This is a genomic window from Streptomyces sp. NPDC046335 (genome assembly GCF_055587985.1).
On sequence record NZ_JBVJFF010000005.1, the window covers coordinates 523,276 to 540,144 of the forward strand.

Here is a 16,869-nt window from a genome sequence, read left to right on the forward strand (position 1 = left end):
AGCCCGAAGGAGCCCCATGCAAGAGCCCAGCGGCGCCCCGACCCACAACCCCAGCGGCGCCACCACGCACACCCCCGGAGCCGCCAACACGCACGGCTCCAGCGGCGCCACGATGCACGCCGTCCGCCTCCACGCCTTCGGCCCCGCCGAGAACCTCGTGTACGAGGAGACGGCCCGCCCCGAACCCGCCGCGGGCCAGGTCCGCGTGGCCGTGGCCGCGGCCGGCGTGCACCTCCTGGACACCGCGATCCGCGGGGGCACGCCGGGCCCGCTGCCCGAACTGCCCGCCCTGCCCACGATCCCCGGCCGCGAAGTGGCCGGTACGGTCGAGGCGCTGGGCGAGGGCGTCGACCCGTCCTGGCTCGGCAAGCGCGTCGTCGCCCACATCGGCTTCGCCCCCGGAGGCTACGCCGAGCAGGCCGTCACCGAGACGTCCCGCCTCCACGAGCTCCCCGGGGACCTGGACTTCGCCGAGGCGGTCGCCCTGATCGGCACGGGGCGTACGACGATGGGGATACTCCAGTTCGCGGAGCCGGCCGCCGACTCCGTAGTCGTCGTTCCCGCCGCGGCCGGGGGCATCGGCACGCTCCTCACGCAGTACGCCAAGCGCCGGGGCGCGACGGTCATCGGCCTGGCGGGCGGCCCCGAGAAGACGGCCCGCGTCCGCGCGAACGGCGCCGACCTGGCCGTGGACTACAAGGACCCGGCCTGGCCGGACGAAGTGCGTACGTACCTGAAGAAGGAGCGCGACGGCCGCTCCGCCACGGTCGTCTTCGACGGCGTGGGCGGCGAGGCGGGCCTGGCCGCGGTGGATCTGCTCGGTCCAGGCGGCGTACACATCGTCTTCGGCTGGTCCGGCACGGGCCTGCACGACGGCGGGCCGCTGAAGTTCACCGAGGAGGAACTGGCCGCGCGCGGCATCACGCAGATCGACGTCCTCGGCCCGGTGATGATGCGCAAGACGGGCGGCGACAACCCCGTGCGCACCCTGGAGCTGGCCGCCCTCGCCGAGGCGGCCACGGGCCACTTCACCCCGGCCGTGCAGCGCTACCCCCTGGCAGAGGCCGCGGCGGCCCACCGCGCGCTGGAGTCCCGAGGCACGATGGGCAAGGTGGTCCTGATCCCCTGACACGGGAGTACGCGGCAGCAGGGCGAAACGACCGATCTAGGAGGAGGGCCGGCCGCCGAGCGTCGTGAGCGCGGCGTCGGCCAGCCGGTACACGGTCCACTCGTCCTGGGCGCGCGCCCCGAGCGACCGGTAGAAGTTGATCGACGGCTCGTTCCAGTCGAGGACGGCCCACTCGAGCCGCTCGTAGCCACGCTCCACGCAGATGCGGGCGAGTTCGGTGAGCAGGGCCTTGCCGTGCCCGCCGCCGCGCGCCTCAGGGCGTACGTACAGGTCCTCCAGGTAGATGCCGTGCACTCCGCGCCACGTCGAGAAGTTGAGGAACCACAGCGCGAAGCCGACGGTCTCGCCGGAGGCGTCGTCCTGCGCGATGTGCGCGAACGCGGCGGGCCGCTCCCCGAACAGCGCCTCGCGAAGCTGCTCCTCGGTGGCCACGGCCTCGTCGGCCGCCTTCTCGTACGTGGCGAGATCACGGACGAGGGCATGAATGACGGACACGTCGGCAGGTACGGCAGTACGAATCATGCGCGCAGGCTAACCAACACCCCGCCCCCAGGGCAGCCCACCGCCCCCTGCCCCAAAGCCGCCCCCCTCAGGCCAAGGCCCCCAGGCCAACGCCCCGCACCCCTCACCCCAAAGACGGCTCGGCGCCCCGGCACCGTGCCGAAGCCCGGCGCCGCCTCACGCCGCAAGGAGTCGCCGCGCGAGTTCCAGGTCGGCCGGCTCCAGCGGTCTGCCGTCCTCGATCTCCCAGAGCGCGTTCTGCAGGACACGTCCGAGCGTCCACGCGCGGGCCCGCTCCCGGTCCAGGCCGAGAACCTCGGTCATCGCGTCGAAGCGCCACCGCACCTCGCCCGGCTCGAACTCGTTGTTCAGGGCGGGCCAGAGGTCGAACCCCGGGTCGCCGGCCAGCGGCTTCGGGTCGATGGCGAGCCAGGGCGCACGCTCGGACGCCAGGACGTTGTCGAAGTGCAGGTCCCAGTGCAGCATCCGGTCCCCCGCCTCACCCATGACCTCGCGCACCGCGCCCCCGCACCGCTCGACGAGCGCCCGCTCGGCGGGATCGGGGACGGCCTTCAAGGCCCCCGGCAGATCGTCGACCATCTCCGCCGCGATGTCCGCGAGCCGCCGCATGCCTTCGGGGGCGGGCCCGGCCGTCAGGCGGGCGAGCAGCTCCGCGATGACGACGACCGCCTCGCGGGTGTCGGCCATGGCGGACAACGCCCGCCCCGCGTCGAGCCGTTCGAGCAGCATCGTGCCGGTGTCCGCGTCGTGGTCGAGGAGCCGCACGGCCCCGTCGCCGCCCCACATCCGCAACGCGACCGGCTCGCCCTCGGTCTCCTCGTCCAGGACCTGGAACTTCACCACGGCGGGTGACCCGTCCCCCCGCAGCACGGGCAGCACGAGCGCCGCCTGGCCGTGCATGGGCCCGCCGTCAGGCGTGAGATCCCAGCGCTCGGCGAACTCCCGTACCCGCGCGGGGAGTCCGGCGACGAAGGCGCGCCCCGCCTCACCCGCGTACATGTGCTGCGACTCGATCAGCCCGTCCGGAACGCGAATGTCGATCACGCCCGCGACCCTATCCGCGCACCCGAACCACCGCATGCCCGTTTTCCCGGACGAGCCGGGCACCCCCACGCACCAAGACGAACCCCAGCCCCACGAGCACGGGTTACGCGCCCGCAGACCCGGGTGACGATGGCGGCGTTGACTGCGACGGCAGCGACGGCGGCGACGGCGGCGACGCCGCTCCCGGCAGCCGCCCGCCCCCCCCGTCAAGAAATCCCAGCAGCCTTGAGCTCCTTGCCGAACGCCGCCTCGTCGTACATCGCGTCGCCCGCGGACTTCTTCCCGTCGATGAAGACGGTGGGCGTGCCCTGGATCCCGTCCTTCGAGAAGGACTTCATGGCCTCGCCGACCCACTTCTCGTACGTACCGTTGGTCACCGCCTTGTCGAAGGCGTCACCCCGCAGCCCGTCGACCTTGTCGGCGATCTTCAACAGGAACGCCGGGGTGTAGGCGTCGTCGCTCTCCTCCGCGGGCTGGTTGGCGAAGACGGCGGCGTGGTACTGCGGGAACTTGCCCGCGTCCACCGCGGCCCGCAGCGCGTTCGCCGCGTTCACCGAGCCGCTGCCGCCGAGGTTGTTGTCGAGGAACGAGGCGATCGTGTACTCGACCTTGACCTTGCCCTCGGCCACCGGCCCGACCAGCGCCCGCGCCCCGCCCTCCTCGAACTTGCCGCAGAACGGGCAGCGCGAGTCCTCGTAGACCTTGACCGTGTGCCCGGCCTTCGGGTCGCCCACGGTGATCACGCCGCCCTTGACCGAGGCGGGGGTGTCGGCGAGCCGGTCGCTGCCGGCGGGCGGCGCCTTGGCCTCGGGGGCGCCGGACGCGGGATCCCGCGACTCCGAGGGCTTCCCGGACTTCCCAGGCTTCTCGGAGTTCTCGGGAGCCGCCGAGGAGGACTTCCCGGCGCCGCCGCCCTCACCGTCGCTGCCACCGTCATCGGGACCACAGGCGGACGCGGTCACCCCGATCAGCGCCGCCGCGACCACCGCGCCGGCGACCCGCCCGGCCCTGCGCCCAGCCCTGCGCCCGACCATTCGCCCGACCATTCGCCCGGCCTTGTATACGGCCATGAGTTGAGCCCTCCCAGTAGTGCGACACGTGCTGCTGCCCAAAGCAGCAAAACCTATCCCGCGCCCGCCACGCCGCACGATCCGCCCCACGGCCGGGTCCCATACGTTCCGTCCACCCCCTGCCCACGCCCCCCACCTGCGCAGTAACGTCCGCCCATGAGCAGCACGACCAACACGACGAGCCCCACGACTCCCCCGCCCGGCACGGTGAACGGCGGCATATCGTTCTGGTACGCGGACGACGGCCTGCCCGTCGAGCGCGAACCCCTGACCGCCGACGGCACCGCGGACGTCTGCGTCGTCGGCGGCGGCTACACGGGCCTGTGGACCGCGTACTACCTGAAGAAGGCCGCCCCCTTCCTGCGCATCACCGTCCTGGAGCAGAAGTTCTGCGGCTACGGTGCCTCCGGCCGCAACGGCGGCTGGCTCTACAACGGCATCGCGGGACGCGACCGCTACGCCGAGCGGCACGGCCACGAGGCGGCGGTCCGCCTCCAGCGGGCCATGAACGAGACGGTGGACGAGGTGATCCGCGCCGCGGCCGAGGAGTCGATCGAGGCGGACATCCACCACGGAGGCGTACTGGAGATCGCGTACACACCCGCGCAGTTGGCCCGCCTGAAGGCGTTCCACGCCACCGAACTCTCGTACGGCGAGAAGGACCGCACCTTGCTCGGCGCACGCGAGAGCGCCGAACGGATCCGCGTCTCCGGCGTCGTCGGCTCCACCTGGACCCCGCACGGGGCCCGCCTGCACCCGGTGAAGCTGGTCAAGGGGCTTGCCGCGGCGGTCGAGGCCCTCGGCGTCACGATCCACGAGTCGACGCCGGTCACGGAGATCAAGCCCAAGCACGCCGTCACGCCCTACGGCACGGTCCGCGCCCCCTACATCCTGCGCTGCACGGAGGGCTTCACGGCCTCACTCAAGGGCCAGCGCCGCACCTGGCTCCCCATGAACTCCTCGATGATCGCGACGGAGCCGCTCACCGACGCCCAATGGGAGTCGATCGGCTGGGAGGGCCGCGAAACACTCGGCGACATGGCGCACGCGTACATGTACGCCCAGCGCACCGCCGACGGCCGCATAGCCCTGGGCGGCAGGGGCGTCCCGTACCGCTACGGCTCGAAGACGGACAACGACGGCCGCACCCAGCAGCCCACGGTCGAGGCACTGCGCACCATCCTGACCCGCTTCTTCCCCCAACTCGCGGGCGTCCGGGTGGCCCACGCCTGGTCGGGCGTACTCGGCGTCCCCCGCGACTGGTGCGCCACGGTCACGCTGGACCGCGCCACGGGCCTCGGCTGGGCCGGCGGCTACGTCGGCTCGGGCGTGGCCACGGCCAACCTCGCCGCCCGCACCCTGCGCGACCTGGTCCAACAGGACTCGGGCCAGGCGGGCCCCACCGACCTGACCACCCTGCCCTGGGTGAACCACAAGGTCCGCAAATGGGAACCGGAACCCCTCCGCTGGCTGGGCGTCCACGGCATGTACGCCACCTACAACGCGGCCGACCGCAGAGAACACACCACCCACACCCCCGACTCCTCCCGCCTGGCCCAATGGGCAAACCGAATAGCGGGCCGCCACTGAAGCCGGGGCCCGCGGGAGGGGGCGGTCAGCGCCTGCTCGCGCTGACCGCGACGACACCGCCGAGGAGCACCGCCGTCAGGCCGTACATGCCCACGAGGCGCAACCGGTCCGGGCCGATCGCCGGGATGGACCCGTTGACCATGAGGGTGAGCGCGGCGGCGCCGAACAGCGCCAGGCCCACCAGGGCGGTGCTCGGCCGCGACGGCATCTCACCGTCGTCGACACCGGCGATCGTCCTGGTGAACGTCATCGCGTCCGCCATCGGCCAGGGCGTGAACAGCCAGATGAAGTGCAGCAGGCCGATCGTCACGAGGACGACTGTCAACGCCACCGGGACCACGGTGCCGGCCATGTCAGCGCACCCGCGCAGCCAGTACCAGCAGCACACCGACCAGCAGCAACGCCCAGGCGGGCGAGGCGGGAAGCAGGGCGCACAGGACCGCGCCCCAAGCGGTCATGGCCCAGCCGAACGGGGCGGGCACCCGCTCCCCCCGTTTCGCCGTCCAGAGCATGAAGGCACCGAGCAGCAGCACCGGGACGCCGAAGCTGCCCGGCGCGACCCAGAAGGCCTCGGAGTAGGCCAGGTTGTCCGCGGTGACGTCCAAGGAGATGGTCTGCCACGGCCCCTGGTCGAAGATGTCCGACCAGACGTCCTTGTTGTCCAGCGGCGACACGACGACGTGGATCACGCCGAAGGCCACGGATATCCATCCGGCCGCGCGGGTGAGCCGGGACCGGTTCGGCCGGGATGTGCGCGTGCTGTGCAGGAGTGTCATGACTCCCCCTCATCTATACGGCACCGTATAGACGGGACCCTAGCAGTCATCTATACGATGCCGTATAGATGACTGGCCCAAGTGGTCACGGCGGAGTCGAAGCGCAGTTGAGGCGGAACGGAGCAGGACATGGCGGTGGCTCGCACCCCGCGGCACAAGTGGATCGACGAAGGGCTGCGCGCGCTCTCGAAAGGCGGCCCTGACGCGGTGCAGATCGAGGCGCTCGCGAAGGCCCTCGGCGTCTCCAAGGGCGGTTTCTACGGCTACTTCACCGACCGGCGCGCCCTGCTCGACGAAATGCTCGACCGCTGGGAACGCGAGGTCACCGACGACGTGGAGGCACGCGTCGATCAGGAGGGCGGCGACGCGAAGGACCGGCTGCGCCACCTGTTCTCGATCGTCACGACCAGCGAAGGCCTCGACACGGACGTCACGACCGACCTGGCGATCCGCGACTGGGCCCGGCGCGATCCGGCGATCGCCGAACGCGTACGGCGCATCGACAACCGGCACATGGACTACCTGCGCTCGCTGTTCGGCGCCTTCTGCCCCGACGAAGCCGACGTCGAGGCGCGCTGCGTGGTCGCCTTCTCGCTGTACATCGCGGACCGGTTCCTGTTCGCCGACCACGGCGACCGCAGCCGTGCGGACGTCAGCGAACTCACCACGAGGTGGCTGCTCGACTCCCCCGGCTGAGCGCCCCTACGGGGCGCGGCCGAACCGCAAGAGAATCGACGACTGGTCGCTCGCCCACCAGAAGCTCACCCTCGCCCGCCGTGCCGCCGGCGGCCTCACCCCCACGGTTCATGTGACCTGGGGTGTCTCGGAGCCCCCTGTCGGATTCGAACCGACGACCTACGCATTACAAGTGCGTTGCTCTGGCCATCTGAGCTAAGGAGGCATGCACTGACGTGCCCGTGCAGTGTAACCAACCCCGGCGGCCCGTCCCTCGAAAATTTCCGCGAAGGCTTGAAGGTCGGGGCGCCTCGACTGCTGACAGACCACGGGGCTGCGGGGTACGGTCACGAGCAGTTCACTCCTGTGGACTACACCACTCCCTCTACTCGGATCGTCCGGCACGTTCCTGCCGGTGAAGGGGGCCTTCACCATGGCCACTGTTACGTTCGACAAGGCGACCCGCGTCTACCCGGGCTCCGAGAAGCCCGCCGTGGACGGCCTGGAGATCGAGATCGAGGACGGCGAGTTCCTCGTCCTCGTCGGTCCCTCCGGCTGCGGAAAGTCCACCTCCCTGCGCATGCTCGCGGGCCTGGAGGACGTGAACCAGGGCGCGATCCGCATCGGTGACCGCGACGTCACGCACCTGCCGCCGAAGGACCGGGACATCGCCATGGTGTTCCAGAACTACGCGCTCTACCCGCACATGACCGTCGCCGACAACATGGGCTTCGCCCTGAAGATCGCCGGCGTCAACAAGGCCGAGATCCGCCAGAAGGTCGAGGACGCGGCGAAGATCCTCGACCTCACCGAGTACCTGGGCCGCAAGCCCAAGGCGCTCTCCGGCGGTCAGCGCCAGCGTGTGGCGATGGGCCGCGCGATCGTCCGTGAGCCGCAGGTCTTCCTCATGGACGAGCCGCTGTCCAACCTCGACGCCAAGCTGCGCGTGTCCACGCGTACGCAGATCGCGAGCCTTCAGCGCCGCCTCGGCATCACCACCGTGTACGTCACCCACGACCAGGTCGAGGCCATGACCATGGGTGACCGCGTGGCCGTGCTGAAGGACGGGCTCCTCCAGCAGGTCGACTCGCCCCGCAACATGTACGACCGCCCGGTCAACCTCTTCGTCGCCGGCTTCATCGGCTCCCCCGCCATGAACCTCGTCGAGGTCCCGATCACCGACGGCGGCGTGAAGTTCGGCAACTCCGTCGTGCCGATCAGCCGCGAGGCCCTGAGCGCCGCCGCCGACCGCGGCGACCGCACGGTCACCGTCGGCGTCCGTCCGGAGCACTTCGACATCGCCGAGCAGAACGGCGCCGCCGCGAAGTCCCTCTCCAAGGAGAGCGCGGACGCCCCGGCCGGCCTCGCCGTCTCGGTCAACGTCGTCGAGGAGCTCGGCGCCGACGGCTACGTCTACGGCTCCGCCGAGGTCAACGGCGAGCACAAGGACCTGGTCGTCCGCGTGAACGGCCGCGCGGTCCCCGACAAGGGCGCCCAGCTCCACGTCGTGCCGCGCCCGGGCGAGACCCACGTGTTCTCCACGTCCACCGGCGAGCGCCTCTCCGACTGAGCACCGCCACCGCTTCCCGAGGGGCCCCGCACCGAGCGTGCGGGGCCCCTCGGCGCTTTCCCGCGCCGGCGGGACGGGATGACGGAAACCCAGAGTGTCGACAAATACCCCGGCACATCCGTCATTTCGCCCAACCCGTCAACACCACTGAAGAAATACCGGCGTCGCCGTAGCTCGACCGAGTGACTAAATGTCTCCAAATCATCACCGAGCGCTACGCTCACTCGCGTGAAGCACTCCGCCAACCACAACCAGAAGCCGCGCCGAGCCCACCGAGGCCCCGCCCGCCGCATCGGCCGCACGCTCGCTCTCGTCCTGCCCGTGATGCTGGTGCTCTCCGGGACCCTCGCGGTCACGAGCGTCAACTGGTCGGGCAACCCGTCGGATTCGATGCTCACCGCGTCCGCCGACGACCTGTCCAAGCCCGCCAAGTCCCGCGCCCCGCAGGACGTCCTGCGCGACCGGCTGCTCCTGGAGCTCCAGGAGAAGAGCCCCGGCGTGGCGCTCACGCACCTCCAGCGGGAGATGGACCGCCACCCCTCGCTGGCCCGGCACTGCATGTCCATCGCCCGCGCCCTCGGCCGCGCCGCCGTGCAGGCGTACGGCCCGACGCGCGCCCAGTCGTACGCCAGGCCCGTCTGCGACACCTCGTACGCGACGGGCGTGGCCACGCACCAGAACCGCTGAGCGGGGCCGGCCCCCGCAGGACCGCCGCTACCGCCGCGTAGGGTTTCCGGCATGACCACGCCGAACCCCACGCAGGCCGTCGTCCTGGCCGGAGGCCAAGGCTCCCGCCTCCGGCCGTACACCGACGACCGGCCCAAGCCGATGGTCGAGATCCCCGGCACGGGGACTCCGATCATCGGCCATCAGCTCGCCTGGCTGGCCGCCGAGGGAGTGACGGACGCCGTCATCTCCTGCGGCCACCTCGCCGAGGTCCTCCAGGAGTGGCTCGACTCCGCCGACCTCCCGCTGAACGTCACCACGGTCGTGGAGAAGGAGCCGCTCGGCCGCGGCGGCGGCCTCAAGTACGCCGCCCGCCACCTCCCGTACGCGGACCGCCCCTGGTACGCGACGAACGGCGACATCTGGACCCGCTTCTCGCTGCGCGACATGGCGGCCTTCCACGCCGAGCGGGACGCCACCGCGACGCTCGCCCTGGCCCGGCCCCGCATCCCGTGGGGCGCCGTCGAGACGGACGCGTTCGGCCACATCACGGACTTCATCGAGGCGCCGCCGTCGCCCTACCTCATCAACGCCGGCGTCTACGTCTTCTCCGCCGCCTTCACCGCGCTCCTGCCTGACCTCGGCGACCACGAGCGCACCACGTTCCCGCGCCTGGCCAGGGAGAAGCGCCTCGCGGGCTTCCCGCTCCCCCAGGGCGCCTACTGGCGCGCCATCGACACCGCCAAGGACCTCACCGAAGCCGCCAAGGAACTGGCCGCCCAGAACCGCTGAGACACATTCACAGGACGTACGAGGATGGGGCCCCGCCACAGCACCTGTGCGGGGCCCCACCGTCATCGCGTCGCCGGGTCAGTGCCCCAGAACACCACCCAGAAGCCCTGGCCGCTGTCCCTCGGAGCCACCGCTGCCGCCCGTGCCGCCAGTGGTACCTGCGGAGCCCCCGCCCGTACCGCCGGAGGAGGGTCCCGCGGTGGAGGCCGGGGCCTGCTGCTGCTGTTCCTGCGGCGTCGTCTGCTGCGGCGGCGCCTGCTCCACGGCGGCGCCCCCGCCGCCCTGCGTCTGGCTGGGCGGCCCCGCCGTGCCCGCGGTGCCCGTCTCGCGGGCCGTGCCGGGAGCCGTGGCACCCTGCGTGGGCCCCGCGGATTCGCCGCCCTGCGTGGGCGAGCCGGTGGTGGCGGACGGACTCTCTGCCTGGCGCCGCTGCTTCTTCGTGGGGTCGCCGGGGAGCGGGGAGCCGGGCAGTTCGTTGCGCGGGGCCTCGCCGGGCCCGGGCACGGTGACCCGGTCGGCGTCGCGCACCGCGCCGCCGAGGAGCGAGCCGACCAGCAGGGTCAGGCCGACCGCGAACCCGCCGACCAGAGCGCCGCGCCGCAGCACGCGCCGCCGCAGGTCCCAGATGTCGACGCGCGGCCCGAGCGTGCGCCAGGCCTCGCCCGCGAGGCGGCCGTCCACGGAGTAGACGGGGGCGCCCGCGATGATCAGCGGTGACCAGGCGGCGAGGTAGATGATGTCCGGCGCGTCGTAGACGGGGACGGTCTTCCAGCTCACGGTGACCAGGAGCGCGGCGGAGAGCAGCACGCCGAACGCGGCCGCGACCCGCTGCCAGAGCCCGAGGACCGTCAGGACGCCGACGATGACCTGGAGGAAGGCGACGCTGAGCCCGGCGCCCACCGGGTGCTGGAGCGCGAAGTCGCGCAGCGGCTCGGCCAGGGCCCACGGGTGCAGGGAGCTGAGCCACTTGACCATGGAGCCGCGGTCGCCGCCGTCGAAGTAGACGGGGTCGCAGAGCTTGCCGATGCCCGCGTAGACGGAGATGAAGCCGAGGAAGACGCGGAGCGGCAGGAGCACGACGCCGAGGTTCATCCGGCGCCCGGGGTAGTAGGCGTGGCGGACCGGGTCGGCACCGTGCCGCCGCTTGCGCTCCTCGCCCTCCGCCCCGTCGTCGTAGGCGATCTCGTACGCGTCGTCGTACTCGTCGTCGTACGCGTCGTCGTACTGATCGTCGTACGCGCTCTCGTGCGCGTTCTGCGCGTTCTCTTGCGCGGCGCGCCGCTCGTTCTCGGCGATCCGCTCGTCGTAGTCGCTGCTGGGCATCCGCATCTGCGGCAGCAGGTGGGTCTCGGGGGCGCGGCCGCCGGTGAGGCCGGGCGTCGTGACGGTCTCCGGGCCCTCGTCGTAGCCGACGCGCGGGATGACCTGGGTGGCGCCCGCGTCGTCGAAGGGCCCTGTGTCTTCGGCCGAACGGCGCACGCTTCTGCCGCGCACGGCTTGCAGGAGTCTGATCGCGCCGGTGTCGTCCGGCTCGGACCTGCCGCTCCAGACGACGGGCGTGCGGCGCTTGGCGGCCGTCTCCGCCGCGGAGAGCCGCACTGTCGGGCCGGCCGCGCCCAAGTGCCGTGAGATACGCGGGGATTGAGTGCGCCCAGCGGCGGGGAGCTGCACGCGGAAGCTCGCGTGATTGACGATGACCTGCGCCGGGTCGCTCGGCACCTTCACCATGCTCAGCGCGGGAGCTTCGTCGAATCCTGACGAGCTTCCCCCCGTGGGAGTGCGGGGTGTTCTGGTGTCCACACTCATCTAACCGAGTGATGTGTGTTTAGGACACTGCCTTGACCACGGAGAAATGTCCGGACCGCGTCAAAAGATCAACGCGGCCCGGACATGAACGGCTCAGCTACGGCGGCGTGCGGCCTCAGGCCCTGCGCCGCGAGGCCTCGTAGAGCACGACGCCCGCGGCGACGCCCGCGTTCAGCGACTCGGTGCCGCCGGGCATCGGGATGCGGACCCGGTAGTCGCACGTCTCGCCGACGAGGCGGGAGAGACCCTTGCCCTCGCTGCCGACGACGATGACGACGGGACCGCCGAGCGCCGCGAGGTCGCCGACCTTGTGCTCGCCGTCGGCCGCGAGGCCGACGACGGCGATGCCCGCCTTCTTGTACGCCTCCAGGGCGCGCGTCAGGTTCGTGGCGCGGGCGACCGGCGTGCGCGCGGCCGCGCCCGCCGACGTCTTCCAGGCACCGGCCGTCATACCGGCCGCGCGCCGCTCGGGCACGAGGACCCCGTGCCCGCCGAAGGCGGCGACGGAGCGGACGACCGCGCCGAGGTTGCGCGGGTCCGTCACGCCGTCGAGCGCGACGATCAGCGGGTCCTCACGGCCGTCGTACGCGGCGGCGGCGAGGTCCTCGGGGTGCGCGTACTCGTACGGCGGGACCTGGAGGACGAGCCCCTGGTGGTTGAGGCCGTTCGTCATGCGGTCGAGCTCGGGCCGCGGCGCCTCCATGAGGTGGATGCCGCCGCGCTCGGCCGCGAGCTGGAGCGCCTCGCGCACCCGCTCGTCGTTGTCGATGAACTGCTGGACGTAGAGCGTCGTGGCGGGCACGCCGTCGCGCAGCGCCTCGAAGACCGCGTTGCGGCCGACGACCATCTCGGAGGTGCCCTTGCCGCCACGCCCCTTCGGCGCGGAGCGGCGGCCCACGGCCTTCTTGGCCTTGACGGTGGCGATGCGGTTCTTCACATGCCCCTTGCGCGCCTCGGCGGGCGGCGTCGGACCCTTGCCCTCAAGGCCGCGGCGCCGATTGCCGCCGCTGCCGACCTGCGCGCCCTTCTTGCCGGACATGCGGCGGTTGTTAGCGGCCATGACCTACCTGTCTGTCGTGTGTTGCGTGTGCGCGTACGTCCGTACGCGCGAGGGTGTACGTCTATGAAGTGTGCCGCCCGGAACGCCGGGCGGCACATCAGCGGGTGCTAGCGCGGACCGAGCGTCCAGCGCGGACCGGCCGGGCTGTCCTCGATGACGAGGCCCGACTGGCCGAGCTGGTCGCGGATGGCGTCGGCGGTGGCCCAGTCCTTGCGGGCCCGCGCCGCCTCCCGCTGGTCGAGGACCATGCGTACGAGGGTGTCGACCGCCCCGTGCAGATCCTCGCCCCGCTCGCTCTCGCCGCCGGCCCACTGCGGGTCGAGCGGGTCGAGGCCGAGGACGCCGAGCATGGCCCGCACCTCGGCGAGCCGCGCCACGGCGGCTTCCTTGTCGTCGGCGGCCAGGGCGCTGTTGCCCTGCCGGACCGTGGTGTGCACGATGGCGAGCGCCTGCGGGACGCCCATGTCGTCGTCCATGGCGTCGGCGAAGGCGGGCGGCACCTGGTCGGCGGGCTCGACGACCCCGCCGGCCTTCTCCACCACGCGCTGCACGAAGCCCTCGATGCGGGCGAACGCGGACTCGGCCTCGCGCAGGGCCTCTTCGCTGTACTCGATCATCGAGCGGTAGTGCGGGGTGCCGAGGTAGTAGCGGAGCACGATGGGGCGCCACTGCTTGACCATCTCGCTCACGAGCACCGAGTTCCCGAGGGACTTCGACATCTTCTCGCCGCTCATGGTGACCCAGCCGTTGTGCACCCAGTACCGCGCGAAGGTGTCGCCGAAGGCCTTGGCCTGGGCGATCTCGTTCTCGTGGTGGGGGAAGATCAGGTCGATCCCGCCGCCGTGGATGTCGAACTCGGTGCCCAGGTACTTGTGGGCCATCGCCGAGCACTCCAGGTGCCAGCCGGGGCGGCCGCGGCCGAAGGGCGTCTCCCAGGCGGGCTCGCCCGGCTTGACGGCCTTCCACATGGCGAAGTCGCGCGGGTCGCGCTTGCCCGCGACGCCCTCGTCGGGCTGGCGCAGGTCGTCGATGTCCTGGTTGGAGAGCTCCAGGTACTGCGGCCAGGAGCGCACGTCGAAGTAGACGCTGCCGTCCGCCTCATAGGCGTGCCCGCGCTCGATGAGTCCGCGCATCATCTCGACCATCTCGGTCACGTGCCCGGTGGCGCGCGGTTCGTAGGTGGGCGGCAGGCAGCCGAGCGCGTCGTAACCGCTGTTGAAGGCGCGCTCGTTCTCGTACCCGATCGACCACCAGGGGCGGCCCTGCTCGGCCGACTTCTTGATGATCTTGTCGTCGATGTCGGTCACGTTGCGCACGAACGTCACGTCGTAGCCGCGGTAGACGAACCAGCGGCGCATGATGTCGAAGTTCAGGCCCGACCGGATGTGCCCGATGTGCGGGGCCGCCTGCACCGTGGCACCACAGAGGTAGATCGAGACGCAGCCGTCGTTGAGAGGGCTGAAGTCACGGATCTGCCGGGCGCTGGTGTCGTACAGGCGAATCGTCACCACTCCAGGGTAGTGGGCGCGGGACAGTGCCCCACGCCCCCTTCCCCCACCGGGAACGAACTGTGACGTCAGGGCGTCCCCGTACGCCGTCGCCGCCCGTCCCGCTTCACCCGGACCGGTGACGGCGGACCGGTGACAGCCGACCGGTGACAGCCGACCGGTGACACCGGCCTCAGGGCGACGTGCGTACGACCAGAGCCGTGGCGACCGCGGCCAGTCCGTCGCCGCGGCCAGGGAAGCCGAGGCCGTCGGTGGTGGCGCCGGAGACCGACACCGGCGCGCCCGCGGCCTCGGAGAGCACCTTCTGCGCCTCGTCGCGGCGTTTGCCGATCTTGGGCCGGTCGCCGATGACCTGCACCGCCACATTGCCGATGGTGAAACCGGCGTCGCGGACGATACGGGCGGCCTCGGCGAGCAGGGTGAGGCCCGAGGCGCCGGACCACTCGGGGCGTCCGGTGCCGAAGTGGGCGCCGAGGTCGCCGAGGCCCGCGGCCGAGAACAGCGCGTTGCACGCCGCGTGGGCGACGACGTCGGCGTCGGAGTGCCCGGCGAGCCCGGGGCCCTCGCCCTCCCACTTCAGGCCCGCGCACCAGAGGTCGCGGCCCTCCTCGAAGGCGTGGATGTCGGTGCCGATGCCGACCTGCGGCAGCACGACCCGCGGCGACTCAGAAGCCATCGTTGGCCCTCCTGCGGGCGAGCACGGCCTCGGCGAGGACGAGGTCGAGGGGGCGCGTCACCTTGAAGGCCTCCTCGTGGCCCGGCACGACGACGACGGGCAGGCCGAGCCGCTCGACCATGCCGGCGTCGTCCGTGACGTCCGCGGTGACGGTGTCGTGGGCGCGCCGGAGCGTGGCGTAGTCGAAGCCCTGCGGGGTCTGCACCGCGCGCAGCGTGGCCCGGTCGGGCGTGGCCACGACGGGCTCGGGGCCGCCGGGCTCCTCGGCGGGCCCGACCTGCTTGACGGTGTCGGCGAGCGGCAGCGCGGGCACCACGGCGGGCGCTCCGTCGCGTACGGCCTCGATGACGCCGTCGACCGTGTCGACGGGCACCAGGGGGCGGGCCGCGTCGTGCACGAGCACGATGTCTATGCCGGTCGGCAGGGCGTCGAGTCCCGCCCGGACGGACTCCTTGCGGGAGTCGCCGCCGGGCACGACGACGAAGTCGGTGCGGTCGGGCAGTGCGTGGTCGTCGAGGAGGGTCTTGACCTCCTGGGCGCCGTCCGGCGGTGCCACCACGACGACGAGGGAGACGGCGCGGGATTCCGCCATGGCGCGGACCGCGTGGATGAGCATCGGGGTGCCGTTCAGCGCACGGAGTGCTTTGGGCGCGCCAGGGCCGAGGCGCACGCCCCGTCCTGCCGCGGGAATGACCACCGCGGTGCGGGATTCGCTAGACATCGGTTCCGTTCAGGTTTGTGTGCTCGGCCGACGTGGGTATGGCCTGGGCGTGCCCCCGCTCGAGCAACGGAGAGCCGGGGGAGTGCCGGGCCGACACCCTTGACCGGACCCTTCCGTGACATCCGGTCGAGCCGACCGCCCGAGCCCGGCACGCCACACCGGGTACGGACATGCCGCAGCGCCCGGCGACTCCTCAAAGGGTCAGCGGGCACCGCGGCATTGGTTGCGCGTGCGCGGCCAGGGCACTGCCTCAGGCCTTGCGCGTCAGGACGCGAGGACCTCGTCGAGCAGGGCCTCGGCCTTGTCCTCGTTCGTGTTCTCCGCGAGGGCGAGCTCGCTCACCAGGATCTGGCGCGCCTTGGCGAGCATGCGCTTCTCACCTGCGGACAGTCCGCGCTCACGCTCCCGACGCCACAGGTCACGCACGACTTCCGCGACCTTGATGACATCGCCGGAGGCGAGCTTCTCGAGATTTGCCTTGTAACGACGCGACCAGTTCGTGGGCTCTTCGGCGTACGGCGCTCGCAGTACTTCGAAGACCCGGTCCAGCCCGTCCTGACCGACCACATCACGCACGCCGACGAACTCCGCATTGTCCGCTGGCACACGTACCGTCAGATCGCCCTGGGCGACCTTCAGCACCAAGTAGGTCTTGTCCACGCCTTTGATCTGGCGAGTTTCGATAGCCTCGATCAGCGCGGCCCCGTGATGGGGATAGACCACGGTGTCGCCAACCTTGAACGTCATGTGACAGGTACCCCTTCCGTGGCTATCCATCCTAACACGAGAACTGCCTCTTCTGAATGGCGTTTTCGCAGGTCAGGGCATATCTCGGGGCTTGACAACAGCAACAGGAACGTGCTGCGGAGGGCTCCCGGAAGGGGGTATTCGCAGGTCGGAGCGGCTCTCCGGGACGGGAGAAACATGGGCGTTACGCACCCCCGGAGGACGCCCGCAGCGGCCGAACGTCCCGGTTTGCGCGGTTCCTCGTGTTGAACTTTCGCTACTCCGTTCGGCGGGCGAAGAGGCGTGCCGGACTCCGCGCCGGGCGTTTGCCAGAATTGATCAAGCCGCTCGAAGATCAATTCTCCGTACGTTCACGCATTCCTCGCCGGAAATCCGCAGGACCGGCCGCCGGAGCACTTGACAGCGGTTATGTGAATGGTGGGTCCGGGTTCATTGGGGCGGGCGGTTCGGACGGGACCCGTGGAGGCTCATGGACCGTAGGGGCGGGTCGGGTGCGGCGGCGCGGGGGCGGCTCGGT

The 16,869-nt window shown here is 71.5% G+C and carries 17 protein-coding genes and 1 tRNA gene; 6 read left to right on the forward strand and 12 right to left on the reverse strand.

Going from position 1 to position 16,869, the window contains the following annotated elements; translation table 11 throughout:
- Positions 1 to 112: 112 nt before the first annotated feature.
- Positions 113 to 1,129 carry a zinc-binding dehydrogenase gene (locus ACZ6JY_RS14820; protein ID WP_469196160.1) on the forward strand — a complete coding sequence of 339 codons (1,017 nt, stop codon included), beginning with the start codon at positions 113 to 115 and terminating at the stop codon, positions 1,127 to 1,129.
- 36 nt (positions 1,130 to 1,165) lie between these two features.
- Here the strand turns inward: ACZ6JY_RS14820 and ACZ6JY_RS14825 are convergent, their stop codons facing one another.
- The 3 genes from ACZ6JY_RS14825 to ACZ6JY_RS14835 form a co-directional block, all read right to left on the reverse strand.
- Complete coding sequence (locus tag ACZ6JY_RS14825; protein WP_469195898.1) at positions 1,166 to 1,651, reverse strand: GNAT family N-acetyltransferase; 486 nt, start codon at positions 1,649 to 1,651, stop codon at positions 1,166 to 1,168.
- A gap of 156 nt (positions 1,652 to 1,807) precedes the next feature.
- The gene (locus tag ACZ6JY_RS14830; RefSeq protein WP_469195900.1) at positions 1,808 to 2,731 is read right to left on the reverse strand and encodes an aminoglycoside phosphotransferase family protein; all 924 of its coding nucleotides are present in this window, start codon (positions 2,729 to 2,731) and stop codon (positions 1,808 to 1,810) included.
- 170 nt (positions 2,732 to 2,901) lie between these two features.
- On the reverse strand, positions 2,902 to 3,765 hold the full coding sequence (locus ACZ6JY_RS14835) for a DsbA family protein (protein ID WP_469195902.1): 864 nt from the start codon (positions 3,763 to 3,765) through the stop codon (positions 2,902 to 2,904).
- A 156-nt stretch (positions 3,766 to 3,921) separates the two neighbouring features.
- Between ACZ6JY_RS14835 and ACZ6JY_RS14840 the strand changes: the two genes are divergently transcribed.
- Positions 3,922 to 5,355, forward strand: a complete 1,434-nt coding sequence (locus tag ACZ6JY_RS14840) for an NAD(P)/FAD-dependent oxidoreductase (protein WP_469195904.1) — start codon at positions 3,922 to 3,924, stop codon at positions 5,353 to 5,355.
- A gap of 25 nt (positions 5,356 to 5,380) precedes the next feature.
- On the opposite strand, the gene ACZ6JY_RS14845 is transcribed toward ACZ6JY_RS14840, so the two are convergent.
- The gene (locus ACZ6JY_RS14845; RefSeq protein ID WP_469195906.1) at positions 5,381 to 5,707 is read right to left on the reverse strand and encodes a DUF3995 domain-containing protein; all 327 of its coding nucleotides are present in this window, start codon (positions 5,705 to 5,707) and stop codon (positions 5,381 to 5,383) included.
- A gap of 1 nt (position 5,708) precedes the next feature.
- A complete protein-coding gene (locus ACZ6JY_RS14850) occupies positions 5,709 to 6,131 on the reverse strand; it encodes a DUF6463 family protein (RefSeq protein ID WP_469195908.1) in 423 nt (140 codons plus the stop codon).
- A 129-nt stretch (positions 6,132 to 6,260) separates the two neighbouring features.
- Here ACZ6JY_RS14850 and ACZ6JY_RS14855 point away from each other — a divergent pair, with 129 nt between their 5' ends.
- Positions 6,261 to 6,827, forward strand: coding sequence for a TetR/AcrR family transcriptional regulator (locus tag ACZ6JY_RS14855; protein ID WP_469195910.1), 567 nt, complete (start codon positions 6,261 to 6,263; stop codon positions 6,825 to 6,827).
- A 131-nt stretch (positions 6,828 to 6,958) separates the two neighbouring features.
- Here ACZ6JY_RS14855 and ACZ6JY_RS14860 read toward each other — a convergent pair.
- A tRNA-Thr gene (locus tag ACZ6JY_RS14860) sits at positions 6,959 to 7,032 on the reverse strand.
- 207 nt (positions 7,033 to 7,239) lie between these two features.
- Here ACZ6JY_RS14860 and ACZ6JY_RS14865 point away from each other — a divergent pair.
- From ACZ6JY_RS14865 to ACZ6JY_RS14875, 3 genes are all read left to right on the forward strand, one after another.
- Positions 7,240 to 8,376, forward strand: coding sequence for an ABC transporter ATP-binding protein (locus tag ACZ6JY_RS14865; protein WP_469195912.1), 1,137 nt, complete (start codon positions 7,240 to 7,242; stop codon positions 8,374 to 8,376).
- A gap of 228 nt (positions 8,377 to 8,604) precedes the next feature.
- Positions 8,605 to 9,063 (forward strand): hypothetical protein, encoded by a 459-nt coding sequence (locus tag ACZ6JY_RS14870; protein ID WP_469195914.1) that lies wholly within the window; start codon positions 8,605 to 8,607, stop codon positions 9,061 to 9,063.
- 51 nt (positions 9,064 to 9,114) lie between these two features.
- Positions 9,115 to 9,834, forward strand: coding sequence for a nucleotidyltransferase family protein (locus tag ACZ6JY_RS14875; RefSeq protein WP_469195916.1), 720 nt, complete (start codon positions 9,115 to 9,117; stop codon positions 9,832 to 9,834).
- A gap of 78 nt (positions 9,835 to 9,912) precedes the next feature.
- Here ACZ6JY_RS14875 and ACZ6JY_RS14880 read toward each other — a convergent pair whose 3' ends face one another.
- The 6 genes from ACZ6JY_RS14880 to ACZ6JY_RS14905 form a co-directional block, all read right to left on the reverse strand.
- Positions 9,913 to 11,640 (reverse strand): DoxX family protein, encoded by a 1,728-nt coding sequence (locus ACZ6JY_RS14880; protein WP_469195918.1) that lies wholly within the window; start codon positions 11,638 to 11,640, stop codon positions 9,913 to 9,915.
- A gap of 115 nt (positions 11,641 to 11,755) precedes the next feature.
- Positions 11,756 to 12,700 (reverse strand): 23S rRNA (guanosine(2251)-2'-O)-methyltransferase RlmB, encoded by a 945-nt coding sequence (gene rlmB / locus ACZ6JY_RS14885; protein ID WP_469195920.1) that lies wholly within the window; start codon positions 12,698 to 12,700, stop codon positions 11,756 to 11,758.
- A gap of 107 nt (positions 12,701 to 12,807) precedes the next feature.
- Positions 12,808 to 14,208, reverse strand: a complete 1,401-nt coding sequence (gene cysS / locus ACZ6JY_RS14890; protein WP_469195922.1) for a cysteine--tRNA ligase — start codon at positions 14,206 to 14,208, stop codon at positions 12,808 to 12,810.
- A 172-nt stretch (positions 14,209 to 14,380) separates the two neighbouring features.
- A complete protein-coding gene (ispF, locus tag ACZ6JY_RS14895) occupies positions 14,381 to 14,884 on the reverse strand; it encodes a 2-C-methyl-D-erythritol 2,4-cyclodiphosphate synthase (protein WP_469195924.1) in 504 nt (167 codons plus the stop codon).
- On the reverse strand, positions 14,874 to 15,605 hold the full coding sequence (ispD, locus tag ACZ6JY_RS14900) for a 2-C-methyl-D-erythritol 4-phosphate cytidylyltransferase (RefSeq protein ID WP_469195926.1): 732 nt from the start codon (positions 15,603 to 15,605) through the stop codon (positions 14,874 to 14,876). The genes ispF and ispD overlap by 11 nt, the downstream gene beginning before the upstream one ends.
- Before the next feature lie 264 nt (positions 15,606 to 15,869).
- On the reverse strand, positions 15,870 to 16,352 hold the full coding sequence (locus ACZ6JY_RS14905; RefSeq protein WP_003953493.1) for a CarD family transcriptional regulator: 483 nt from the start codon (positions 16,350 to 16,352) through the stop codon (positions 15,870 to 15,872).
- Between the last annotated feature and the right edge of the window lie 517 nt (positions 16,353 to 16,869).